The 22873-nt window shown below is 71.9% G+C and carries 23 protein-coding genes; 13 read left to right on the plus strand and 10 right to left on the minus strand.

The window, feature by feature from the left end:
* Window positions 1-46: 46 nt before the first annotated feature.
* Window positions 47-328 carry a hypothetical protein gene (locus IPT68_RS22695; protein ID WP_189702244.1) on the minus strand — a complete coding sequence of 94 codons (282 nt, stop codon included), beginning with the start codon at window positions 326-328 and terminating at the stop codon, window positions 47-49.
* Between the two features lie 52 nt (window positions 329-380).
* Entirely contained in the window at window positions 381-818 is a 438-nt protein-coding gene (locus IPT68_RS22700; RefSeq protein WP_189702245.1) for a gamma-glutamylcyclotransferase, read from the minus strand.
* A 106-nt stretch (window positions 819-924) separates the two neighbouring features.
* Here IPT68_RS22700 and IPT68_RS22705 point away from each other — a divergent pair, with 106 nt between their 5' ends.
* Together IPT68_RS22705 and IPT68_RS22710 are read left to right on the plus strand one after the other, a co-directional pair.
* A complete protein-coding gene (locus tag IPT68_RS22705; protein ID WP_189702246.1) occupies window positions 925-2373 on the plus strand; it encodes an NAD(P)H-quinone dehydrogenase in 1449 nt (482 codons plus the stop codon).
* 212 nt (window positions 2374-2585) lie between these two features.
* Window positions 2586-3524, plus strand: a complete 939-nt coding sequence (locus IPT68_RS22710) for a DeoR/GlpR family DNA-binding transcription regulator (RefSeq protein ID WP_229818539.1) — start codon at window positions 2586-2588, stop codon at window positions 3522-3524.
* A 225-nt stretch (window positions 3525-3749) separates the two neighbouring features.
* Here IPT68_RS22710 and IPT68_RS22715 read toward each other — a convergent pair whose 3' ends face one another.
* The gene (locus tag IPT68_RS22715) at window positions 3750-5522 is read right to left on the minus strand and encodes an acetyl/propionyl/methylcrotonyl-CoA carboxylase subunit alpha (protein ID WP_194074001.1); all 1773 of its coding nucleotides are present in this window, start codon (window positions 5520-5522) and stop codon (window positions 3750-3752) included.
* A gap of 377 nt (window positions 5523-5899) precedes the next feature.
* Between IPT68_RS22715 and IPT68_RS22720 the strand changes: the two genes are divergently transcribed.
* On the plus strand, window positions 5900-6397 hold the full coding sequence (locus IPT68_RS22720) for a hypothetical protein (protein WP_189696215.1): 498 nt from the start codon (window positions 5900-5902) through the stop codon (window positions 6395-6397).
* On the opposite strand, the gene IPT68_RS22725 is transcribed toward IPT68_RS22720, so the two are convergent.
* Both IPT68_RS22725 and mmpB read right to left on the minus strand, forming a co-directional pair.
* Complete coding sequence (locus IPT68_RS22725) at window positions 6366-6986, minus strand: Maf family protein (RefSeq protein ID WP_189696216.1); 621 nt, start codon at window positions 6984-6986, stop codon at window positions 6366-6368. The two genes, IPT68_RS22720 and IPT68_RS22725, sit on opposite strands and share 32 nt — an antisense overlap.
* A 31-nt stretch (window positions 6987-7017) precedes the next feature.
* On the minus strand, window positions 7018-7146 hold the full coding sequence (gene mmpB / locus IPT68_RS22730) for a morphogenic membrane protein MmpB (RefSeq protein WP_373300505.1): 129 nt from the start codon (window positions 7144-7146) through the stop codon (window positions 7018-7020).
* A 378-nt stretch (window positions 7147-7524) separates the two neighbouring features.
* Here mmpB and IPT68_RS22735 point away from each other — a divergent pair, with 378 nt between their 5' ends.
* On the plus strand, window positions 7525-7671 hold the full coding sequence (locus IPT68_RS22735; protein WP_189696217.1) for a hypothetical protein: 147 nt from the start codon (window positions 7525-7527) through the stop codon (window positions 7669-7671).
* Here IPT68_RS22735 and IPT68_RS22740 read toward each other — a convergent pair.
* Together IPT68_RS22740 and IPT68_RS22745 are read right to left on the minus strand one after the other, a co-directional pair.
* Window positions 7656-7865, minus strand: a complete 210-nt coding sequence (locus tag IPT68_RS22740) for an acyl-CoA carboxylase epsilon subunit (RefSeq protein ID WP_189696218.1) — start codon at window positions 7863-7865, stop codon at window positions 7656-7658. The genes IPT68_RS22735 and IPT68_RS22740 overlap by 16 nt on opposite strands.
* A gap of 41 nt (window positions 7866-7906) precedes the next feature.
* Window positions 7907-9508: an acyl-CoA carboxylase subunit beta gene (locus tag IPT68_RS22745; RefSeq protein WP_189696219.1), complete on the minus strand. Its 1602-nt coding sequence runs from the start codon at window positions 9506-9508 to the stop codon at window positions 7907-7909.
* 110 nt (window positions 9509-9618) lie between these two features.
* On the opposite strand from IPT68_RS22745, the gene IPT68_RS22750 reads away from it, so the two are divergent.
* Together IPT68_RS22750 and IPT68_RS22755 are read left to right on the plus strand one after the other, a co-directional pair.
* A complete protein-coding gene (locus IPT68_RS22750; protein WP_189696220.1) occupies window positions 9619-10482 on the plus strand; it encodes a biotin--[acetyl-CoA-carboxylase] ligase in 864 nt (287 codons plus the stop codon).
* A 92-nt stretch (window positions 10483-10574) separates the two neighbouring features.
* Complete coding sequence (locus tag IPT68_RS22755; protein WP_189696221.1) at window positions 10575-11681, plus strand: adenylate/guanylate cyclase domain-containing protein; 1107 nt, start codon at window positions 10575-10577, stop codon at window positions 11679-11681.
* A gap of 24 nt (window positions 11682-11705) precedes the next feature.
* Here the strand turns inward: IPT68_RS22755 and IPT68_RS22760 are convergent, their stop codons facing one another.
* On the minus strand, window positions 11706-12353 hold the full coding sequence (locus IPT68_RS22760; RefSeq protein WP_189696222.1) for a hypothetical protein: 648 nt from the start codon (window positions 12351-12353) through the stop codon (window positions 11706-11708).
* Window positions 12354-13409: 1056 nt separating this feature from the next.
* Here IPT68_RS22760 and IPT68_RS22765 point away from each other — a divergent pair.
* From IPT68_RS22765 to hutH, 3 genes are all read left to right on the plus strand, one after another.
* Window positions 13410-14210 carry an enoyl-CoA hydratase/isomerase family protein gene (locus IPT68_RS22765; RefSeq protein WP_189696223.1) on the plus strand — a complete coding sequence of 267 codons (801 nt, stop codon included), beginning with the start codon at window positions 13410-13412 and terminating at the stop codon, window positions 14208-14210.
* A gap of 115 nt (window positions 14211-14325) precedes the next feature.
* Window positions 14326-15468 carry a GGDEF domain-containing protein gene (locus IPT68_RS22770; RefSeq protein WP_189696224.1) on the plus strand — a complete coding sequence of 381 codons (1143 nt, stop codon included), beginning with the start codon at window positions 14326-14328 and terminating at the stop codon, window positions 15466-15468.
* Between the two features lie 140 nt (window positions 15469-15608).
* Window positions 15609-17147 (plus strand): histidine ammonia-lyase, encoded by a 1539-nt coding sequence (gene hutH / locus IPT68_RS22775; protein ID WP_189696666.1) that lies wholly within the window; start codon window positions 15609-15611, stop codon window positions 17145-17147.
* Window positions 17148-17203: 56 nt separating this feature from the next.
* On the opposite strand, the gene IPT68_RS22780 is transcribed toward hutH, so the two are convergent.
* Both IPT68_RS22780 and IPT68_RS22785 read right to left on the minus strand, forming a co-directional pair.
* Window positions 17204-18019, minus strand: coding sequence for a hypothetical protein (locus IPT68_RS22780; protein ID WP_189696225.1), 816 nt, complete (start codon window positions 18017-18019; stop codon window positions 17204-17206).
* A 48-nt stretch (window positions 18020-18067) separates the two neighbouring features.
* Window positions 18068-18382, minus strand: a complete 315-nt coding sequence (locus IPT68_RS22785) for a hypothetical protein (RefSeq protein ID WP_189696226.1) — start codon at window positions 18380-18382, stop codon at window positions 18068-18070.
* A 109-nt stretch (window positions 18383-18491) separates the two neighbouring features.
* Between IPT68_RS22785 and IPT68_RS22790 the strand changes: the two genes are divergently transcribed.
* The 4 genes from IPT68_RS22790 to IPT68_RS22805 all read left to right on the plus strand — a co-directional run bounded on the left by IPT68_RS22790 (window position 18492) and on the right by IPT68_RS22805 (window position 22802).
* Complete coding sequence (locus IPT68_RS22790) at window positions 18492-18836, plus strand: hypothetical protein (RefSeq protein WP_228039814.1); 345 nt, start codon at window positions 18492-18494, stop codon at window positions 18834-18836.
* 223 nt (window positions 18837-19059) lie between these two features.
* Window positions 19060-20310, plus strand: coding sequence for a L,D-transpeptidase (locus tag IPT68_RS22795; protein WP_189696228.1), 1251 nt, complete (start codon window positions 19060-19062; stop codon window positions 20308-20310).
* Between the two features lie 182 nt (window positions 20311-20492).
* Entirely contained in the window at window positions 20493-21941 is a 1449-nt protein-coding gene (locus tag IPT68_RS22800; RefSeq protein ID WP_189696229.1) for an ABC transporter permease, read from the plus strand.
* Between the two features lie 177 nt (window positions 21942-22118).
* The gene (locus tag IPT68_RS22805; protein WP_189696230.1) at window positions 22119-22802 is read left to right on the plus strand and encodes an ABC transporter ATP-binding protein; all 684 of its coding nucleotides are present in this window, start codon (window positions 22119-22121) and stop codon (window positions 22800-22802) included.
* The last annotated feature ends 71 nt before the right edge of the window (window positions 22803-22873 follow it).

A 22873-nucleotide genomic window follows, 5' to 3' on the forward strand; every position in this document is an offset into this window, starting at 1 on the left:
GGATGGCGATCGTTGTCTTGTCGTTTCCCGCCAAGGAGGCGGCTCGTCAGTCGCCGGGGACGAAGATGTCCTTGTCGTTGAAGACCAGGACGATGAAGATCAACAGTCGGCCCACGCTGACGGTGTACTCGATGAGGATGTTCTGCGTGAGCCGGATGGTCCGGTCGTCGCCGGTGGAGCTTATGGACCGGGACAGGTCGGGATAAGGGTCCCGGGCGAGCATCATGATGCCCTTGTCGAACGCGGCGCGCTGACGCTCCTCGAGCTGGTCCCGAGCCGCTGCCGCCTGCTCGGTGTAGTAGACCTCGTACGCGGTCCTGCCGGCCATGGCGCGCCTCCGTTCGTGCGTCGATCCGGCCCGAGTCTAGAGTCGGGCGTCCTCAGCAGGGCCTCTTGCGCAGCTCCATCACGTAATCGTGTGGCGCCCCGGCGGATTCCGCCGCGTCCGCGATCTCGCCCAGATAGCGCGCCGAGGGAAGGCCGCCCTCGTACCCGTTGAGGACGTACGCCCAGGCGCCCTCCTCGCCGTCCAGGGTGTGCACGCGCACGCGCAGGCGGCGGTAGACGTCGAGGCCGACGCCGACCCACCGGTCGAGTGACTCCTCGTCCATGGGGGCGATGTCGTAGAGCGCGACGAAGACCTGGGAGCCGGGCGACTCCACGATCGTCGCCAGCGCGCCCTCCCAGCCCATGTGCTCGCCGCCGAACGTCAGCCGCCAGCCGTTCAGCCACCCCGTGGCTCGCATCGGCGAGTGCGGGGCGCGGCGGGTCATCAGCCGCGCGTCGAGGTTGCCGGCGTAGGCGGCGTAGAGCGACATGGACTGAGGGTACGGCAGTCGGCTCGCGCGTCACTTTCACACCAGGGGTACCTGTGACAGCTCGGGCGGCCCCCCGGGGCAGTCGCACATTGAAGGGTGCGGGACAATGGAGTACGTGACTCGGATCGTGATCATCGGTGGCGGACCCGGCGGATACGAGGCGGCGCTGGTCGCCGCCCAGCTCGGTGCGGAGGTGACCGTCGTCGACTGCGACGGTCTGGGCGGAGCGTCGGTGCTGACCGACTGCGTGCCGTCGAAGACTCTGATCGCCACGGCCGAGGTGATGACCACCTTCGACTCCTCCTACGAGGAACTGGGCATCATCGTCGCGGACGACACGCCGCCGGAGGAGATGGCCGCCCGCATCATCGGGGTGGACCTCGGCAAGGTCAACCGACGGGTGAAGCGCCTCGCGCTCGCCCAGTCCCACGACATCACCGCCGCCGTGACGCGGGCCGGCGCGCGGGTGATGCGCGGGCGCGGACGGCTGGAGGGCATGCAGGCGCTCGACGGGTCACGGAAGGTCGTCGTGCGGGCCGCGGACGGGAGCGAGGAGACGCTCACGGCCGACGCCGTCCTCATCGCCACCGGCGGGCACCCCCGTGAGCTGCCCGACGCCAGGCCCGACGGTGAGCGGATCCTGAACTGGACCCAGGTGTACGACCTCGACGAGCTGCCCGAGGAACTGATCGTGGTCGGGTCGGGCGTCACCGGCGCCGAGTTCGCGGGCGCCTACCAGGCGCTCGGGTCGAAGGTGACCCTCGTGTCGTCCCGGGACCGGGTGCTGCCGGGTGAGGACCCGGACGCGGCGGCGGTGCTGGAGGACGTCTTCCGGCGGCGCGGCATGAACGTCATGGCGCGCTCGCGGGCCGCATCCGCCAAGCGGGTCGGGGACCGGGTCGAGGTCACCCTCGCCGACGGGCGGGTCATCACCGGGTCGCACTGCCTGATGGCCGTCGGCGCCATCCCCAACACCGAGGGCATGGGCCTGGAGGAGGCCGGCGTCCGGCTCAAGGACTCCGGGCACATCTGGACCGACAAGGTCTCGCGCACCAGCGCCCCCGGCGTGTACGCCGCCGGTGACGTCACCGGTGTCTTCGCGCTCGCGTCGGTGGCGGCCATGCAGGGCCGTATCGCCATGTACCACTTCCTCGGCGACGCGGTGGCCCCGCTGAACCTGAAGACCGTCTCCTCCAACGTCTTCACCGACCCCGAGATCGCCACCGTCGGCTACACCCAGGCCGACGTCGACGGCGGTGTCATCGACGCCCGGGTCGTGAAGCTGCCGCTGCTGCGCAACCCGCGCGCGAAGATGCAGGGCATCCGGGACGGCTTCGTCAAGATCTTCTGCCGTCCGGGCACCGGCATCGTGGTGGGTGGAGTGGTGGTGGCGCCGCGCGCTTCCGAGCTCATCCATCCGATCTCGATCGCCGTCGACAACAATCTGACGGTCGAACAGATCGCGAACGCGTTCACCGTGTACCCCTCCCTTTCGGGGTCGATCGCGGAGGTCGCCCGGCAGCTCCACACCCGGAAGGCGACCGCCGAGGCCTGACCGTTCCGGCGGCCGAAAGCGACTCCTCGCTGGTCACGGGGAGTTGCCGACCATGCGTTCGGCATAAGCGGCGGGAGTAGGCCCCTATACCACTTCCCGCTGCCCTGTACGAACAACTTCTGTTATTCGGCGCAAACTGCTGAAACCAGACGGTCGTTGGGGTTACTGTCAGTTTCGTGTTCGCTGCAGAACGTCGCCAGTTGATCCTCGAAATGGTGCGAGCGAACGGGGCCGTGTCGCTCCGTGAGCTCGCCCGCGTCGTCCAGACCTCCGAAGTGACCGTACGGCGGGACGTGCGCGCACTGGAGGCAGAAGGACTCCTAGACCGCCGGCACGGCGGTGCGGTATTGCCGGGCGGATTCAGCCGGGAATCCGGCTTTCCGCAGAAGTCGCATCTCGCGACCGCCGAGAAGACCGCCATCGCCGACCTCGCCGCGAACTTCGTGGAGGAGGGCGAGGCCATCGTGGTCGGGGCCGGAACGACGACCCAGGAGCTGGCCCGCCGGCTCGCCCGGGTCCCCGGCCTGACCGTCGTCACCAACTCGCTCCTCGTGGCACAGGCCCTGGCCCACGCCAACCGGGTGGAGGTCGTGATGACCGGCGGCACGCTCCGCGGTTCCAACTACGCCCTCGTGGGGTCGGGTGCGGAACAGTCCCTCCAGGGCCTGCGGGTGTCCCGGGCGTTCCTCTCCGGAAGCGGCCTGACCGCCGAACGCGGCCTGTCCACGTCCAACATGCTCTCGGCATCCGTCGACCGGGCCCTCGTCCAGGCCGCCGCGGAGGTCGTGGTCCTCGCGGACCACACCAAGCTCGGCACGGACACGATGTTCCAGACCGTCCCGACGGATGTGATCACCCGCCTCGTCACGGACGAGCCGCCGGCGCACGACGACCGTGCCGCCACCGAGCTGCAGGCGCTGGCCGACCAGGGCGTCCAGATCGCCGTGGCCGGGACGGGAGCCCCGGGAAACGCCGGGAGCGCGGGCGGTGAGGGCTCCCAGGCGCGCCAGCAGCGCCGGGACGTACCCCTTCCGGGCCCCCGCCGCGGCCAGGTGCCGGGCGCCGGGTCGGCGCTGCGCACGGCGGCCGTCCTCGGCGAGCAGACGCCGGGCGGTGAGCGGGCCAGGGTGGCCGACCTGCGGCGCCGGTGACCTGCCGGGCCCCGCGCCCGCGCGAACTGCCGCGCGGCGGGCCGTGGGGCTCCCCGGCGCCGTCATGAGCGGCTGCCGGGACGACGACCGCGGCGACCGCCGTGTCCTCGATCCGTGTAGGTCCGGACCGCGGCACCGGCTGCCCTGACGTCCCGCACGGGAAACGAAACGCCCGGCGGACGTCACAAGCCGGTCCGCCGGGCGCTCGGGATGTCGTACGACCGCTCAGTCCTTGATCTCGCAGATCACCGCGCCCGACGTGATCGACGCGCCGACCTCGGCGCTCAGGCCCTTGACGGTGCCGTTCTTGTGGGCGTTGAGGGGCTGCTCCATCTTCATCGCCTCCAGGACGACGATCAGGTCGCCCTCCTTGACCGCCTGGCCCTCCTCCACGGCGATCTTGACGATGGTGCCCTGCATCGGCGAGGCGAGGCTGTCGCCGGACGCGACCGGGCCGGACTTCTTCGCGGCGCGGCGCTTCGGCTTGGCACCGGCGGCGAGACCGGTGCGGGCCAGGGACATGCCGAGGGAGGTCGGGAGGGAGACCTCCAGGCGCTTGCCGCCGACCTCCACGACGACGGTCTCGCGGCCCGGCTCGTCCTCGGCCTCCAGGTCACTGGTGGCGGTGAAGGGCTTGATCTCGTTGACGAACTCGGTCTCGATCCAGCGGGTGTGGACCGTGAACGGGTCGGTGGAGCCGGTCAGCTCGGGGGCGAAGGCCGGGTCCCTGACGACCGCGCGGTGGAACGGGATGGCCGTGGCCATGCCCTCGACCTGGAACTCCTCAAGCGCCCGCGCGGCCCGCTGCAGGGCCTCCTTGCGGGTACGGCCGGTGACGATCAGCTTCGCGAGCAGCGAGTCCCACGCCGGGCCGATCACACTGCCCGACTCCACACCCGCGTCCAGGCGGACGCCCGGACCCGACGGCGGCGCGAACAGCGTCACCGTCCCCGGCGCGGGCAGGAAGTTGCGCCCCGGGTCCTCGCCGTTGATACGGAACTCGAACGAGTGACCGCGCAGCTCCGGGTCGCCGTAGCCGAGCTCCTCGCCGTCGGCGATGCGGAACATCTCCCGCACCAGGTCGATCCCGGCGACCTCCTCGGTGACCGGGTGCTCCACCTGCAGACGGGTGTTGACCTCCAGGAAGGAGATCGTGCCGTCGAGGCCGACGAGGAACTCCACCGTGCCCGCACCGACGTACCCGGCCTCCTTCAGGATGGCCTTCGACGCCGCGTACAGCTCGTCCCGCTGCGCCTGCGACAGAAACGGCGCCGGCGCCTCCTCCACCAGCTTCTGGTGACGCCGCTGCAACGAGCAGTCCCGCGTGGACACCACCACGACGTTGCCGTGCTGGTCGGCCAGGCACTGCGTCTCCACGTGCCGGGGCCTGTCCAGGTAGCGCTCGACGAAGCACTCCCCGCGCCCGAACGCGGCCACGGCCTCGCGGACCGCGGAGTCGTACAGCTCGGGCACCTCCTCCAGCGTCCGGGCGACCTTCAGACCGCGTCCGCCACCGCCGAAGGCGGCCTTGATGGCGATCGGCAGCCCGTGCTCCTCGGCGAAGGCCACGACCTCCTGCGCGCCGCTCACCGGATCGGGCGTACCGGCGACGAGCGGGGCGCCCGCACGCTGGGCGATGTGCCGCGCCGCCACCTTGTCACCGAGGTCACGGATCGCCTGCGGCGGCGGCCCGATCCAGATCAGCCCCGCGTCCAGGACCGCCTGCGCGAACTCCGCGTTCTCCGACAGGAACCCGTAGCCCGGATGGACGGCGTCCGCCCCCGACTCACGGGCGGCCTTCAAGACCTTCTCGATGTCGAGGTAGCTGGTTGCGGGGGTGTCACCACCCAGGGCGAACGCCTCATCCGCGGCGCGGACATGCAGAGCGTCCCGGTCCGGGTCGGCGTAGACGGCCACGCTCGCGATCCCGGCGTCCCGGCAGGCCCGGGCCACGCGGACAGCGATTTCGCCACGGTTGGCGATGAGCACCTTGCGCACGATTGAGGCTCCCTCCTTGAAACAAGCCGAGTTTAGGGACTGCCGACACGGCACTTCGACCCGTCCCCAATGGTGAGCTTGCCCACACGGAGCGTGATGCGAGGCTTGCTCGACCCGCGAAATCCCTTGTCGCGGCGCGGTACGCAGGATTCCTCCGGGAAACCCTAGCCTTCTCGTGTGGTCAAGGTCTCTGTGAGAGCGTGCTGCGCCCCACTTGGATTCTTTGTCGAGTCCCTACGAATGGCCCAATGATTCTTTGCCGGCGGCAGAACCCTTGTCCCCTGGTTTACCCGTTAGTAGCGTTCGGGACGTACGCGAACGTACTCGGGGTAACAGCACCTGATGGCGGTGCGGCGGCCGGAAGTGGGTGGGGATCGGTGGTGCGCAGGCCGGTGGCGTTGATCGTGGCGCTGGTGCTCTTCGTGGAGGCGTTCGGCATCGCCGCGCTGCAGTGGTTCCTGGGGATGGTGGTCGACAACCAGGACATGTCCCTGGCGGGCCTCGACCCGGACGTGATGTCCCTGTCCTCGAAGGCCGGCGGCGTGGTCTTCGGGCTCTACTTCGCCCTGTGCGGCCTGATCGCCCTCCTGGTCGCCGTGCGCGACCGCACCCCGGTCGGCCTCGGCCGCGTCCTGCTCATCAGCGCGGCCGTGGTGCACGGCGTGCTGGGCGCGCTCACCTGGGGGCTGGTGGGCCCGCACGCGTTCCTGTTCATGATGCTGGTGATGGGCCTCGTCGTGCTGCTCCTGATGACGTACGACGGCCGCCGGAGTCCCGCGTCCGGCGAGCAGTGGGACGGCACGGACGGCGGCGCCGGGGACCCGCCGGCCGGCGACGCGCCGGTCAGTCCTCCGCCGGCGCCCACAACTCCGTGATGCCGACGCCCAGCTCGGCCAGCAGTCGGCGCACGAGGGGCAGGCTGATGCCGATCACGTTGCCGTGGTCGCCGTCGATGCCGTCGATGAACGGCGCCGAGCGGCCGTCCAGGGTGAAGGCCCCGGCGACGTAGAGGGGCTCGCCGGAGGCGACGTACGCGGCGATCTCCTCGTCCGTGGGGTCACCGAAACGGACGACGGTGGAGGCGGTCGCGGAGGCGTACCGCCCGCTCAGCGTGTCGTAGACGCAGTGCCCGGTCTGGAGCGTTCCGGCCCGGCCGCGCATCGCCTTCCAGCGTGCGGTGGCCTCCTCGGGGTCGGCCGGCTTGCCGAGCGCCTCGCCGTCCAGGTCGAGCACCGAGTCGCAGCCGATCACCAGGGCGCCCTTGACGTCGGGCCGGGCGGCGACGACGGAGGCCTTCGCCTCGGCGAGCGCGAGGGCCAGCTCGGCGGGCGTGGGCGCGGTCACGGCGTCCTCGTCGACGCCGCTCACGATCACCTCGGGGTCGAGCCCGGCCTGTCGCAGCAGCCCGAGCCGGGCGGGGGACTGGGAGGCGAGCACGAGTCGGCGGCGCGGCTGATCAGTCATGCGGCCAGCGTATCGGCGTAACCCGAACGGCTCACCCCAGGCCGATCACGATCATCGCGAGCACCATGGCCAGCGCCATGAGAACGCCCAGCCGCCGCAACATCTCCTGCGCGTCGCGCAGTTCCTTGGGCGGCTCGTTCTCCGGGTCGGACCACAGCATGCCTTCGATCGTGAGTCGGCGGTGCCGCGCGGCGCCTGAGTACGCGTACTCAAGTTTCATCACACGGGTCCATGGTTCCGTCAGGGCAGGGCTGCCGGCGTCAGTCGCTGCGCCAGGTCGTCCGGCTCACGGCGGGCGGCGGCCGGCTGCGCGTCCGGCTGTCGAACGCGTACGGCACCACCCGTGCGCCTGGCGGGCGCGACGGTGGGGCGTGCGACCGCCGGTGCCGCCGTCGAGCCCGGCTCGGTCCGCCTCGTGGGGTGGTCGGCGCGGCCCTGCTGCCCTTCGGGGTTGCCGACCACTGGGGCGAGCGCGCGGCCGAGGTGAGCCAGCGGCTCGACGAGTGGACCAGGTGCTCGGGGGAGTACGACGCGATGGGTGGACCTGCGCCGCGCCCCGGCCGATTCGGCGGACCCGGACCGGCTGCACCCGGCGTACGACGTCGGCGACCACCTGCACCCGAACGGCGGGGGCCACGCGGTGATGGCCGAAGCCGTCGCGGACGTGCTTCAGGCCGGCCAGTAGGTCCGCGACCACGCCGCCGGGCCCGGCTGGGGCACGCGCCGGCCGGCCAGTCGGGCCGGGTCGGACCAGGAGTCCCGCGGGCCGGGCGCGCCGGGCGGCGCTGCCGACGCCGCCGCGGCGCGGGCCCGGACCACCGCCAGGGCGGCGGCCAGCTCCTCCGGGGTCGGGTTGCCCCGTACGACCTTGATCGTCATGTCGGCTCCAGCGGGTCGTGGGTCGTCTGGTCGTCAGTCGTCTAGAGCGGGATGTTGCCGTGCTTCTTCGGGGGCAGGGATTCCCGCTTGGTGCGCAGTTGACGCAGGCCGCGCACGATGTGGTGGCGCGTGTCGGACGGCATGATCACCGCGTCGACGTAGCCGCGCTCGGCCGCGATGTAGGGGTTGAGGAGGGTGTCCTCGTACTCCTGGATGAGCCGCGCCCGGGTCGCCTCGACGTCGTCCGCCTCGGCGATGGTGCGGCGGTGCAGGATGTTGACGGCGCCCTGGGCGCCCATCACGGCGATCTGCGCCGTCGGCCAGGCCAGGTTGAGGTCGGCGCCCAGGTGCTTGGAGCCCATGACGTCGTACGCGCCGCCGAAGGCCTTGCGGGTGATGACGGTGATCAGCGGGACGGTGGCCTCCGCGTAGGCGTAGATCAGCTTGGCGCCGCGGCGGATGATGCCGTCGTGCTCCTGGTCGACGCCGGGCAGGAAGCCGGGCACGTCGACGAAGGTGATGACCGGGACGTTGAACGCGTCGCAGGTGCGCACGAACCGGGCGGCCTTCTCGCTCGCGGCGATGTCGAGGCAGCCGGCGAACTGCATCGGCTGGTTGGCGACGATGCCGACCGGGCGGCCCTCCACGCGGCCGAAGCCGGTGAGGATGTTGGGCGCGAACAGCGGCTGCGTCTCGAAGAACTCGGCGTCGTCCAGGACGTGTTCGATCACCGTGTGCATGTCGTACGGCTGGTTGGCGCTGTCCGGGACCAGCGTGTCCAGCTCGCGGTCCTCGTCGGTGAGGGAGAGGTCCGCCTCCTCCGGGAACGCCGGGGGCTCGCTGAGGTTGTTCGACGGCAGGTACGACAGCAGCTGCTTGACGTACTCGATGGCGTCCTTCTCGTCCCCGGCCATGTGGTGGGCCACGCCGGAGGCGGTGTTGTGGGTGCGGGCGCCGCCCAGTTCCTCGAAGCCGACGTCCTCGCCGGTGACGGTCTTGATGACGTCCGGGCCGGTGATGAACATGTGCGAGGTCTGATCGACCATGATCGTGAAGTCGGTGATGGCGGGCGAGTAGACCGCGCCGCCCGCGCAGGGCCCGACGACCAGGCTGATCTGCGGGATCACACCGGAGGCGTGGGTGTTGCGGCGGAAGATCTCGCCGTACACCCCCAGCGAGGCCACGCCCTCCTGGATGCGGGCGCCGCCGGAGTCGTTGATGCCGATGACCGGGCAGCCGGTCTTCAGCGCGAAGTCCATCACCTTGACGATCTTCTGCCCGTAGACCTCGCCGAGCGCGCCGCCGAAGACGGTGAAGTCCTGCGAGAAGACCGCGACGGGACGGCCGTCGACGGTGCCGTACCCGGTCACCACGCCGTCCCCGTAGGGGCGGTTCTTCTCCAGGCCGAAGTTGGTGGAGCGGTGCCGGGCGAACTCGTCCAACTCCACGAACGAGCCCTCGTCGAGCAGCAGCGCGATCCGCTCACGGGCCGTCAGCTTGCCCTTCGCGTGCTGCTTGTCGACGGCGCGAGCGGAGCCGGCGTGCGTCGCTTCCTCGATGCGGCGCTGGAGATCCGCGAGCTTGCCCGCGGTCGTGTGGATGTCGATCTCGTGACGCTCTTGACGCTCTTCCGGCTCGGACATCGGGATGCGGCTCCCTGCCTGCTCAAAAGGGGGGACGGTTACTCATCCGTAGCGTAGTGGGGTGCCCATCGATCGGCAGTGCGGCGTTTACCACACCTAGGGTGGCTTGCATGACGCCCCGAGATGCATCAGAGCCCAACAACCGCTGGACCGATCTGGACCGGCCTCCGCTGAACGCGACCGCGCTGCGCAAGGCGCTGGTGCTCGAGGGAGGGCTGTGGTCGGAGGTGCGCGTGGTGCAGCGCACCGGCTCCACCAACTCCGACCTGGTGGCCCGGGCCGCCGAGGGCCTGGCGGTGGAGGGCGAGGTGCTGATCGCCGAGGAGCAGACCGCCGGGCGCGGCCGGCTGGACCGCCAGTGGACCGCTCCGCCGCGCTCCGGCCTGTTCTTCTCCGTGCTGCTGCGCCCGACGGACGTCCCGGTGTCCCACTGGGGCTGGCTGCCGCTGCTCACCGGCGTGGCCGTGGCGACCGGCCTGTCCCGGGCGGCCGGCGTCGACACGGCACTCAAGTGGCCCAACGACCTGCTGGTGACCGTCGGCGGCGAGGAACGCAAGGCCGGCGGCATCCTGGCCGAGCGGGCGGCGGACGACGGCGTGGTGATCGGCGTCGGCCTCAACGTCACCCTCCGCGAGAAGGAACTGCCGGTGCCCACCGCGGGCTCGCTGGCGCTGGCCGGCGCGGCGAACACGGACCGCGACCCGCTGCTGCGCGCCGTCCTGCGCTCGCTGGAGGAGTGGTACCGGCGGTGGCGGACCGCCGGGGGCGATCCGGCGTCCAGTGGCTTGCAGGAGACGTATGCCGCCGGGTGCGCCACGCTGGGGAGGGTGGTGCGGGCGGAACTGCCGGGTGACCGGACGATCATCGGAGAGGCGGTCGCGGTGGACGGGGACGGGCGGCTGGTGCTGGCGACCGAGGAGGGCGTGCAGGAGCCGGTCGGCGCCGGCGACATCGTGCACTTGAGGGGGGTTTAGCCGCGGTGCCGGGAGGAGTGACCTGGGGCACAGCTGACGTAAAGTTGGGGCCGGTCGATACCTGACCGCGGCAGATCGGAAGGGCAGCAGGCGTGACCGTCGACGACACGGGCTCCGGTACGGACCCGCAGGGCGCCGACTCCGGCGAGGACCCGCTCGCCCTGCGGATCGAACAGCTCATCCTGGGCGCCGAGCGGCGCTACACGCCGTTCCAGGCGGCCCGCAGCGCCGGGGTCTCCATGGAGCTGGCCTCCCGTTTCTGGCGGGCCATGGGCTTCGCCGACATCGGCCAGGCCAGGGCGCTGACGGAGGCGGACGTCCTGGCGCTGCGGCGCCTGGCCGGTCTGGTCGAGGCGGGGCTGCTCAGCGAGGCGATGGCCGTGCAGGTGGCCCGGTCGACCGGGCAGACCACGGCCCGGCTGGCCGAGTGGCAGATGGACTCCTTCCTGGAGGGCCTGACCGAGCCCCCCGAGCCCGGCATGACCCGCACCGAGGTGACCTATCCGATCATCGAACTGCTCCTGCCGGAACTGGAGGAGTTCCTCGTGTACGTCTGGCGGCGCCAGCTCGCCGCCTCGGCCGGCCGGGTCGTGCAGGCCGGCGACGACGAGGAGATGGTCGACCGGCGTCTGGCCGTCGGCTTCGCGGACCTGGTCGGCTTCACCCGTCTGACCCGCCGCCTGGAGGAGGAGGAACTCGGCGAACTCGTCGAGGCCTTCGAGACCACGGCGGCCGACCTGGTGGCCGCGCGGGGCGGGCGGCTGATCAAGACGCTGGGCGACGAGGTGCTGTACGCCGCGGACGACGCGGGCGTCGCGGCGGAGATCGCGCTGCGGCTCATCGAGACCCTGGCGAACGACGAGACGCTGCCCGAGCTGCGGGTGGGCATCGCCTTCGGCACGGTGACCACGCGCATGGGTGATGTGTTCGGGACGACGGTGAACCTGGCGTCCCGGTTGACGTCGATAGCTCCGCGCGACGCGGTTCTGGTCGACAGCGCGTTCGCCGAGGAGCTGATCCGCAGCGGGGAGGCGCCCGCCTCCGAGGCCGAGGCGGCCGAGGCCGCGGCCGCCGCCGAGAAGGAGGGCGAGGAGCCGCCGACGTACCGCTTCGCGCTCCAGCCGATGTGGCAGCGGCCGGTGCGTGGGCTGGGCGTCGTGGAGCCCTGGCTGCTCACGCGGCGGGACGGGGCCTCGTAGCGGGGGCGGCGTGCGAGGTGTTCCTCATCGCCCGCCCAGCGAGCCCAGGCACAGGTTGATGACCGGTACGCAGATACCGGGTTCGTCGGGCTGTGGGCCCGGGGTGGCGGGCGGGGGCGTGGGCGAAGACGTCGGGTCGGCCGTGGGCGGTTGCTGCGGTGGGGCGCTGTGGCCGGTGCTGCCGGAGGCGGACGGAACGTTCGGGGCCTCGGGCACGCTCGTGGAACCGCCGGGGACCGTCGCCGGGGCGTGGACCCGCGGCCCCGAGGTCGTGTCCGGGGACGACGGCGTGGCGTGCGGCGTTCCGTACGCGCGGGGCGCGCCCGGGCTGCCCAGGGGAGCGGGTGCGGAGGGGCCCGCCGTGGCGGCGCCGGTGGGGACGGTGGCGGAGGTGTCGGTCGCCCCCTCGCTGCCGACCGCGGCGTCGGGGGTGGGTGCCGCCGTGGCGGCGGTCCCGCCGTTCCCGGACCCCGGCGACACCGGGCGTACGAGGCTCAGCACCCCGGCGGCGAGGGCGAGTCCGCCCGCGGCGAGGAGCACCTTGCGGGGCCGGGGGCGACGGTGCCGGCCGCGCCCGCTCGGCGCCCAGGAGCGGGTGTCCTCCGGGTCGGCGCCGGGCCGGGGGCGTGTCGCGGAGGAGGCGGAGGCGCTGACGGCCCCCTGCCCGCCCACGGCCACCCCCTGCGGGCCACGACCCCCAACCGCCGCAGCCCTGACCTGCGGCTGAACGCCGCGTGCGGACGCTGTCGGGCTCTTGGACCGGGGTGCGTCTCCGGCCGCCGTCGTGGGCTGGGGCTGGGGCTGGGGCTCGTGCGCGGGCCCGGCCTTGGCGTCTTGGGGCCGGGGTGCGGGTCCGGCCTTGGCGTCTTGGGGCCGGGGTGCGGGTCCGGCCTTGGCGCCTTGGGGCTGGGGTGCGGGTCCGGCCTTCGTGGCGTCTTGGGGCCGGGGTGCGCCTCCGGCTGTCGTTGTGGGCTGGGGCTGGGGCTGGGGCTGGGGCTGGGGCTGGGGCTGGGGCTGGGGCTGGGGCTCGTGCGCGGGCCCGGCCTTTGCGCCTTGAGGCCGGGGTGCGGGTCCGGCCTTCGTGGCGTCTTGGGGCCGGGGTGCGTCCCCGGTTGCCGTGGTCGGCCGGGGCTGGGGCTCGGGCTTACGTGCCTCTGCCGCCGCGCCCTGGGGCCGGGGTGTGGTGTGCCCGGCCGTCGTGGTGCCCTGGGCCGTACGTCCGGGTGCCTTGGTGTTCTGGGGCCGGGCTCCGCGTGCGTCTGGCGTCGAGCCCTGCGGACGCTGCTCACGCAGGGGTGTCGTGCCCTTCGGCTGGGGCGCGGGCCCGGTCGTGGCCGCCTGGGGCGGTCGGGGCGCCGTCGGCGCGGTGGTGTCGGTGCGGCCCTTCGCGTCCGTGGGCGCTGTCGTGCGCCCGCTCGTGCCGTCGTGTCCGCTGTCGTTGCTGCGGCCGTTCCTCCGGCCGTTCTTCGACGGGCTGCCCGTCGACGTGTCGGTCCTCATGGCGGTCCCTCCCCAATGCGCTCACGCCCCCCCCGGTGCGCCGTCGCGGTGCGCACGCTATGCGCTCCCCCGGGGCACGGGGAGGGAGTCGGGCGCGATGTCACTCGAACGGGGTGTCGGGGGGTGACTCGGGAACCGGGACGCGCGCAGGCCCGGCCTTCCCCCGGAGGGGCGCGGCTGGGATGATCGTGGCGAGTGTTGTTAACCCGCGTTAACCGGGAGGGTGTCATGAGCGAGGAGCGGTTCGGGGAGTTCGTGCTGGTGCGGCGGCACGAGGACGGGCATGTCGCGGAGCTGGCCCTCGACCGGCCCAAGGCCATGAACGCCGTGTCGACGGAGATGGCCCGGTCGATCGCCGGGGCCTGCGCCGCGCTGGGGGCGGACCGCGACGTACGGGTGGTCGTGCTGACGTCGACGCACGAACGGGCGTTCTGTGTGGGCGCCGACCTGAAGGAGCGCAACTCGCTCAGCGACGCCGAGCTGGTGCGGCAGCGGCCGGTGGCGCGGGGGGCGTACACCGGCGTACTGGACCTGCCGGTGCCGACCGTCGCGGCGGTCCACGGCTTCGCGCTCGGCGGCGGCTTCGAGCTGGCGCTGTCGTGCGACGTGATCGTGGCCGACGGTACGGCCGTGGTGGGGCTGCCGGAGGTGTCCGTGGGGGTGATCCCAGGGGGAGGCGGTACGCAGCTGCTGCCCCGGCGGGTGGGGGCGGCCCGCGCGGCCGAGCTGATCTTCAGCGCACGGCGGGTCGAGGCGGCCGAGGCGCGGCAGCTGGGCCTGGTGGACGTACTGGTCGAGGACGGCCGGGACCGGGAGGAGGCGCTGGCGCTCGGGTCCCGTATCGCCGCCAACTCGCCGGTCGGCCTGCGCGCGGCGAAGCGGGCCCTGCGGCTGGGGCACGGACTGGACCTGCGGGCCGGCCTGGAGGTGGAGGACGCGGCGTGGCGCTCGGTGGCGTTCTCGGGGGACCGGGCGGAGGGCGTCGCGGCCTTCAACGAGAAGCGCAAGCCGCAGTGGCCGGGGGAGTGAGCGGGGGACGGGGGCGCGGCTTGTCGAAGAACGCCGTGGCTCTCGCCGCATGATCCGCTCACCCCACCGCCCCTCAAACATCCCCATTCGCCCCGAATCTCCCTAGCCTGGAGTGATGGGTGAGGACAACCGGCTCGCGGCCGTGGTGGCGCTGGCGCAGGGCATGGCCGCGGCGCAGTCGGTGCGCGAGTCGTGGCGGGCCGCCGCGCTCGGGGCGTGCCGGGCGCTGGACGGGAGCTTCGCCGCGCTGTCGGTGTGGGAGCGGGACCTCGGGCGGCTGCGGGTGCTCGTCAACGTGGGGGAGCGGGCGGACGACGAGGAGGAGTTCCCGGAGGACGAGGCGTATCCGGTGCACCAGTTCGCCGAGATCACCGAGTTCCTGCACGAGCAGTGGGCGGGTGGCGGTGAGCCCGACGCCTGGGTCGAGACCGCCGGGGGACCCACCGGCGGGCGCGCCGGCTTCTGCCACCAGCGGGTCGCCGCACTGCGGCGCAGGGGGCGGGGGTGCTGCGTGGTCGCGCCGGTCGTGCTGCACGGCCGGGCCTGGGGCGAGCTGTATGTGGCCCGGCCCCTCGGCGCCCCTGTCTTCGACCGGGCCGACGCCGACTTCGCCACCGTCCTGGCCGCCGTCGTCGCCGCCGGGATCGCGCAGACCGAGCGGCTGGAGGAGGCCCGGCGGCTCGCCTTCACCGACTCCCTCACCGGCCTGGCCAACCGGCGTGCCGTGGACGCGCACCTGGACGAGGCCATCGAGCGGCACCGCAGGGACGGGGTGGTGGTGAGCCTGGTCGTCTGCGATCTCAACGGCCTCAAGCGCGTCAACGACACCCGTGGGCACGCCGTCGGCGACCGGCTCCTGGAACGGTTCGGTTCCGTGCTCTCGCTCTGCGGCGCCATGCTGCCCGGCACCCTCGCCGCCCGCCTCGGCGGCGACGAGTTCTGCCTGCTCGCCGTCGGTCCGCCCGCCGACGACGTCGTCAAGGTCGCCGACGAACTCTGCCACCGCGCCGCCGAACTGGAACTGGGCGACGGGGTCGCCTGCGGCGTCGCGTCCACCGAGGACCCGATCGGAGCGGTCCGCTCCGCCCGCCGCCTGTTCCGGCTCGCGGACGCCGCCCAGTACCAGGCCAAGGGCGTCCGCGCCGCCAAGGCCGTCGTGGCCGGCCGTCAGGGGCCCGACGACCCCGTCGTACGCCTCGCCGACGCACCCCCCGAGGGCCCCACCGCCGACCGCCGCACCTTCCGCGGCCGCCGCTGAGCCACGTCACCCCGACGACGCCCGCCACCGGAAGCGAGGCCGCCGCTCGGGCTCCCCGCCCTCCCCGAGCGGGTAAGGGTCACATCCCGCCCCCACTCGTGACATCTTCAGATTCACTGCGTACGCTCCTGAATATGGATATGCACACTGTGGTGGTGGGGACGTCCGGTGTCACCGCGTCCGACGTCCTCGCCGTGGCGCGCGCCGGCGCCCGCGTCGAGCTCTCCGGCGAGGCGGTGGCCGCCCTCACCGCGGCCCGCGAGATCGTGGACGCCCTGGCGGCCAAGCCCGACCCCGTCTACGGCGTCTCCACCGGCTTCGGCGCCCTCGCGACCCGGCACATCGGCCAGGAACTGCGCACCCGGCTCCAGCGCAACATCGTCCGCTCGCACGCCGCCGGCATGGGACCGAGGGTCGAGCGGGAGGTCGTGCGGGCGCTGATGTTCCTGCGGCTGAAGACCGTCTGCTCCGGGCACACCGGTGTGCGCCCCGAGGTCGCGCAGACCATGGCCGACGTGCTGAACGCCGGCATCACCCCGGTCGTGCACGAATACGGCTCCCTCGGCTGCTCCGGCGACCTCGCGCCGCTGTCCCACTGCGCCCTCACCCTGATGGGCGAAGGCGACGCCGAGGGACCGGACGGTGTCGTGCGCCCCGCCGCCGAACTGCTCGCCGCGCACGGCATCGAGCCCGTCGAGCTGCGCGAGAAGGAGGGCCTCGCCCTCCTCAACGGCACCGACGGCATGCTCGGCATGCTGCTCATGGCGCTCGCCGACCTCGACACCCTCTACAAGTCCGCCGACGTCACCGCGGCCCTGTCGCTGGAAGCCCTGCTCGGCACCGAGAAGGTCCTCGCCCCCGAGCTGCACGCCATCCGCCCGCACCCCGGCCAGGCCGCCAGCGCCGCGAACATGCTGGCCGTGCTGAAGGGTTCCGGGCTGACGGGCCATCACCAGGACGACGCGCCCCGTGTCCAGGACGCCTACTCCGTCCGCTGTGCCCCCCAGGTCGCCGGCGCCGGACGCGACACCGTCGCCCACGCCCGCCTGGTCGCCGAGCGCGAACTCGCCTCCGCCGTCGACAATCCCGTCGTCCTGCCCGACGGACGGGTGGAGTCCAACGGCAACTTCCACGGCGCCCCGGTCGCCTACGTGCTCGACTTCCTGGCGATCGCCGTCGCCGACCTCGCCTCCATCGCCGAGCGGCGCACCGACCGGCTGCTGGACAAGAACCGCAGCCACGGGCTGCCGCCGTTCCTCGCCGACGACGCCGGGGTGGACAGCGGGCTGATGATCGCCCAGTACACGCAGGCCGCCCTGGTGAGCGAGATGAAGCGGCTCGCCGTACCGGCGTCCGCGGACTCCATCCCGTCCTCCGCGATGCAGGAGGACCACGTGTCGATGGGCTGGTCGGCGGCGCGCAAGCTGCGCACGGCCGTCGACAACCTCACCCGGGTGGTCGCGATCGAGCTGTACGCCGCCACGCGCGCCGTCGAGCTGCGCGAGGGGCTGACCCCGGCCCCCGCCACACGGGCCGTCATCGACGCCGCACGGGCCGCCGGGGTGGCCGGACCCGGGCCGGATCGTTTCCTCGCCCCCGACCTGGCCGCGGCCGACGCGTTCGTGCGTGACGGGAGGCTGCTGGCCGCGGTGGAGACGGTCACCGGGCCGCTGCTCTGACGGGCCGCGCGAGACGGCGGGGCCCCGGCGCACGACGGCCGGGGCCCCGCGGGCGGCTACTTCAGCCCGGCCGCCTGCGCGTCGATCACCGCGGCTGGGATGTCGTACGCTTCGCCGCTGATCAGCGCGCCCATGTTGATCGTGTAGTACGTCGCGAGCGTGCCGCCGTGCCGCACCACCTCACCGTGCACGGTGCCCGGCGCCTCCTGGTCCTCCATGGCGACGGTCGCGGAGAACGCCACCGACTCGTCACCGGTGCCGGAGGCCTTCTCCGTGGCGACCTTGGTGATCTTCTGGTCGGCGCCCTGGGCGGTGAGCGTGAAGCCACCGGCGCAGCCGGCGATCGCGTCGGAGACGGAGTCGAAGGTCCTCGCGGTGCCGTCACCGTCGTAGGAGGAGAGTCCGACGACGGTCATGTCGATGCTCAGCGCGTCGGTGAAGGCGTCCTCGAACTCGCCCTCACTCAGCTCCCCCACGGACGCGGAGGCCGTGTCGCTGGGCGACTTCTGCTCGGTCGCCACGGTGCGGGCTTCCCCGGCCGACTCGCCGGGCGCCAGACCGCTCATCACGTGGGCGAGCGGCTCGCACTCCGCCTTGTCGACCTGGACCTCGTCCTTGGAACCCGGAAGCCGGCTGTCGTCCGCCTCGACCTCGTACCCCTCGACATCGCCCTGAGCGATGATCAGCTTCTTCAACTCGGCCGCGCCGCGGGCCTTCGCGGCCGGAGCGGCCGACGCGGCCGGGGCGGTCGAGGCCGAGCCGGACCCCTCGGAGTCGTCCGGACCGCTCTGCGCGCATCCCGTGACAAGGGCGAGCGACAGCGCGCCGACGGCAACCGTGGCGCACAGCCGCGCACCCGATGATCTGTTCATGACCCGGACTATGAAGTCCGGGTCAAGAACACGTCAAGTGAACTTCGGTCAGAGCCCGAGGCGCTCTCGGCGCACGGAATACACCACGAATCCGGCCCCCAGCGTGAGACAGAAGGCGCCGCCGACGACGTAAGGCGTGCTGTCGAAACTGCCGGTGTCCGCGAGCCGGGTCCCGTCGCTCAGCGAGGCGGCGGTGGCGGCCGTGTTCGTCGTCGTGACCCCGGCCTGCGTGGTCTGCGTCACCGTGGAGACCTCTCTCGCCGGGCCGTCCGCCGTCGCGTTCGCGGAGGGGACGAACCACAGGGCCCCCAGCAGGGTGCCCGCGGCGGTGGCTGTCAGCAGCGGACGGCGAGCGGATGACACGGAATATCGATCCCCTTGCGAATCTGGTGAATTGGCCGTGTGGGGCGATGCTAGTGAAAGCCGCGGGTCGTGGGAAAGTCGCGGGGGCCCCGGGCCGTACGCTCCGGGCATGAGCACTCCAGAGACAACAGGTTTTGTACGGCTTCGGGTGGAACTCGTCCTCCAGGTCGACGACGCCGAGGCGCTGACCCGGGCCGCGCAGCTTCGGATCTCCGAGGACGCCGACATGCAGGCCGAGGAGCGGGTACACGCCGAGAGCGCTGTGACGGAAGACACCGCGGAGGCACTCGCGTATCTCGTGGACCCGTTCGACCTGGTCAGCGAGGTGCCGGGGATCGAACTCCAGCAGGCCTCCTGGAGCAGCGAGCAGGTGGACTACGACCCCGACTCGCCGGACTGGGACCTCGACGACGATGATGTGGACGACGACGAAGAAGAAGAGCGGGTCGGCTGACGCGGCTTGGGGAAATTGTGACCCCGGGCGGCAACCGCCGTCCGGGGTTCCTTCGTCTCATGGGGCGCACGGGCCGACACCCGCACCATGCACGACCGCTCCGGCGGACGTGGTGTGCCCCACACATCGAGGGAATGTGGAACGGGACGAACCGGTCGTAGCGTTGAAACATTACGGGGACTCTTGGCGTTCAGGGGAAGCGGCGACGATGGAGAAGCGTGTGATGACGAACAGTAAGCGGCGCAGGGGCCTTTCGGTCGCGTCCGCACTGCTCGGAAGTGTTCTGGTGCTCTCGGCGTGCTCCAGCGGTCAGGAGGCCGCCGGCAGCGACGGCGGCACCGACACCTCGCAGGCCAAGGTCGACGAGGCGGCGGCCCAGAAGACCTCCGAGGCCCAGATCCGGATCACGCCGAAGGACGGCTCGACCAACGCCTCCATCAACAACTCCGCCACCGTCACCGTGAGCAAGGGGACGCTCACCGAGGTGACCATGACGACGGCGGACGGGACGGCCGTCGAGGGCGAGATCTCGGCCGACAAGACCAGCTGGAAGCCCAGCGTGCAGCTGGAGCGCTCCACCCGCTACAAGGTCGCGGTGACGGCGAAGGACTCCAAGGGCCTGGAGGCCCACGAGAACGCGTCCTTCACCACGGTCTCCCCGGACAACAGCTTCATAGGCACCTTCACGCCGGACGACGGCACCACCGTCGGCGTCGGCATGCCGGTCTCGATCAACTTCGACAAGGCGATCACCAACAAGGCCGAGGTCCAGAAGAGCATCGACGTCACCACCAGCAGCGGCCAGGAGGTCGTCTGCCACTGGTTCAACGCCAACCGCTTGGACTGCCGCCCCGAGGAGTACTGGAAGGAAGGCTCCACCGTCACGCTGAAGCTGGAGCTCGACGGCGTCGAGGGCGCCGAGGGCGTCTACGGCGTCCAGCAGAAGACGGTCTCCTTCACCATCGGCCGCAACCAGGTCTCCTACGTCGACGCGGAGACCAAGCAGATGAAGGTCACGCAGGACGGCAAGGTCGTCAAGACCATCCCGATCTCCGCCGGCTCGCCCGAGAACAAGACGTACCAGGGCCAGATGGTGATCTCCGAGAAGTTCAAGGAGACCCGGATGAACGGCGCGACGGTCGGCTTCACCGACGACGACGGCAAGGGCGAGTACGACATCAAGGACGTCCCGCACGCCATGCGGCTGTCCAGCTCCGGCACCTTCATCCACGGCAACTACTGGGGCGCCGACTCCATCTTCGGCAGCGTCAACACCAGCCACGGCTGCGTCGGCCTGAACGACACCAAGGGCGCCGACGACCCGAACACCGAGGGCGCGTGGTTCTACAACAACTCGATCATCGGTGACGTCGTGGTCGTGCAGAACACCGGCGACAAGACCATCGCGCCGGACAACGGGCTGAACGGCTGGAACATGAGCTGGGAGCAGTGGAAGGCCGGTTCCGCCGTCTGACACACGCGCTCTGACGCCCACTCACCGACGAAGGCCGCCCCGCCCGGGGCGGCCTTCGCCGTTCCCGGCCACCGCCGTTCTCTGCCGCCGTTCCCGGCCGCCGCCGTTTCAACGGCTCCTTCTCATCCTTCTCTTATCTCCGCCTTATTCGGCCATCACGGTGCGTCCCTAGCTTGCGGCGCATGTTCTTCACCTACCTGAGGCGCGAACTGCGCCGCCGCAGAAAGGCGGCCCTCGTCGTCGCCTCCGGCCTCGCGCTGGGCATCGCGCTGGTCATCGTCGTCAACTCCGTGTCCTCCGGCATGGGGAAGGCACAGGACAAGGTCCTTCAGTCGCTGTACGGCCTGGGCACCGACATGACGGTCACCAAGGCCGCCGACCCGCAGGAGGAGGGACAGGCGGCGGGGCCGCGCTTCCGGTTCGACGCCCGGGAGGACGGCTCCGACGAGGAGCAGAGCAGCGACCGCGTGCTGGTCCAGGGTTTCGAGACCCTGGCGAGCTCGACCGTCGCGAAGGTCGCCGCGCAGGACGGCGTCTCGAACGCCGTCGGCGGTCTGAGCCTCCAGGTCGTCAAGGTCAGCGGCCAGTTCACGCGGGGCAAGATCCAGGAGCAGGGGCAGGGACCCGGCGGCAAGATCGTGATCCCGCAGGGCGGTACGGTCAAGGGCGGCGGCGCGGACTTCGACGTCAACACCTACTCCGTCTTCGGCACCGACGTCACCGAACCCGAGCTCGGCCCGCTGACCTCCTCGAAGATCACCAGCGGCCGTACCTTCACGTCCTCCGAGACCAACGCGAAGGTCGTCGTCGCCGACGCCTCCTACGCCAAGGAGAAGAAGCTCGCCGTCGGTGACACGGTCACCATCAAGGGCGTCAAGTACGAGGTCATCGGCATCGCCACCCCGGAGAGCGGGGACGCGGCGGCCAACCTCTACATCCCGCTCGAGCAGGCGCAGACGCTGAGCGACTCGGCGAACAAGGTCACCACGATCTACGTCAAGGCGACCGACTCCCAGCGGATCGACGCCGTCAAGTCGGCCATCCAGAACAACATCTCCGGTACGACCGTGACGACCTCCGCCGACCTCGCCGACACCGTCTCCGGCTCCCTGTCCACCGCCTCCGACCTCGCCACCAGCGTCGGCAAGTGGCTGTCGATCGTGGTGCTCGCCGCCGCGTTCCTGGTCGCCGGGCTGCTCACGTCCTCCGCGGTGTCCCGGCGGGTGCGGGAGTTCGGCACCCTGAAGGCGCTGGGCTGGCGGTCGGGGCGGGTGACCCGGCAGGTGGTCGGGGAGGCCGTCGTCACCGGGCTGGTCGGCGGCGTGCTCGGCATCGCGCTGGGGCTGGCGGGGGCGTACGTCGTCACCGCGATCAGCCCGACCCTGCAGGCCGAACTCGGCGGCACCGGCGGTGCGACGACCGGGCCCGGCGGCGGTGGCGGCTTCGCCGGCGGCCCGGGCAGGCAGGCCGCGGCCCGCACGCTCGACGTCGCCCTCACCGCCCCCGTCAGCGTGACGACCATCGCCCTCGCGGTCGGCCTCGCCGTGACCGGTGGGCTCGTCGCGGGCGCGTTCGGCGGCTGGCGGGCGTCGCGCCTGCGGCCGGCGGACGCGTTGCGGCGCGTGGAGTAGCCGAGCGCACCACGGGAAACGCCGCGACGGGCGGCCGCCGGCCCGCCCGTCGCGGCGGGTCGCGAGGCTCCCCGCGCCCATCGAGGCACGGCCGCACCGCACCGCACCCCACCGAACCCGCCCGGCCGCTCCGGCACATCGGCCGGCACCCCAACGCATCCCAGGAGTTGCACCACCATGTACGAACTCAGAGGCGTCACCAAGCGCTACAGCCGGGGCAAGGACACCGTGCACGCGCTGGACGGCGTCGACCTCACCGTCGCCGACGGCGACCGGCTGGTCATCCAGGGCCCCACCGGCGGCGGCAAGTCGACGCTGTTGCAGATGCTCGGCGGACTCGACCGGCCCACCTCCGGTGAAGTCGTCCTCGACGGCACCGACCTGGCCCGCCTGCCCGAGGCCCGGCTGACCCGGGTGCGCAGCGAGAACATCGGCTTCGTCTTCCAGAGCTTCAACCTCATCCCCACGCTCACCGCCCTGGAGAACGTCGAGACAGCGCTCGTACCGCTCGGCGTCAAGACCGGCGAACGGCGTGAACGGGCCGCCGAGGCACTGAAGTCGGTCGGGCTCGGTGAGCGGCTCGGGCATCTGCCCGGAGAGATGTCGGGGGGTCAGCAGCAGCGGGTCGCCATCGCGCGGGCGCTGGTGAAGCGGCCGAAGGTGCTGCTGGCCGACGAACCCACCGGAAATCTCGACGAGTCGATGCGCGACGAGATCATGGACGTACTCGAACGCACATGGAGGGAGCACGGGCTCACCTTCATCATGGTGACCCACGACTCCGCGATCGCGAAGAAGGCCCCGCGGGTCGCGACGATCCGCACGGGTCGGATCACGGTGAAGGAGAACGCCAACTCGTAGCGCCGCGCGACGCCGTGGCCGACCGTTGTGCACGAGTCGGCCAACTTTATGGCCGACTCGTGACGGAGTGC

The organism is Streptomyces chromofuscus (assembly GCF_015160875.1).
Taxonomy (GTDB): Bacteria; Actinomycetota; Actinomycetes; order Streptomycetales; family Streptomycetaceae; genus Streptomyces; species Streptomyces chromofuscus.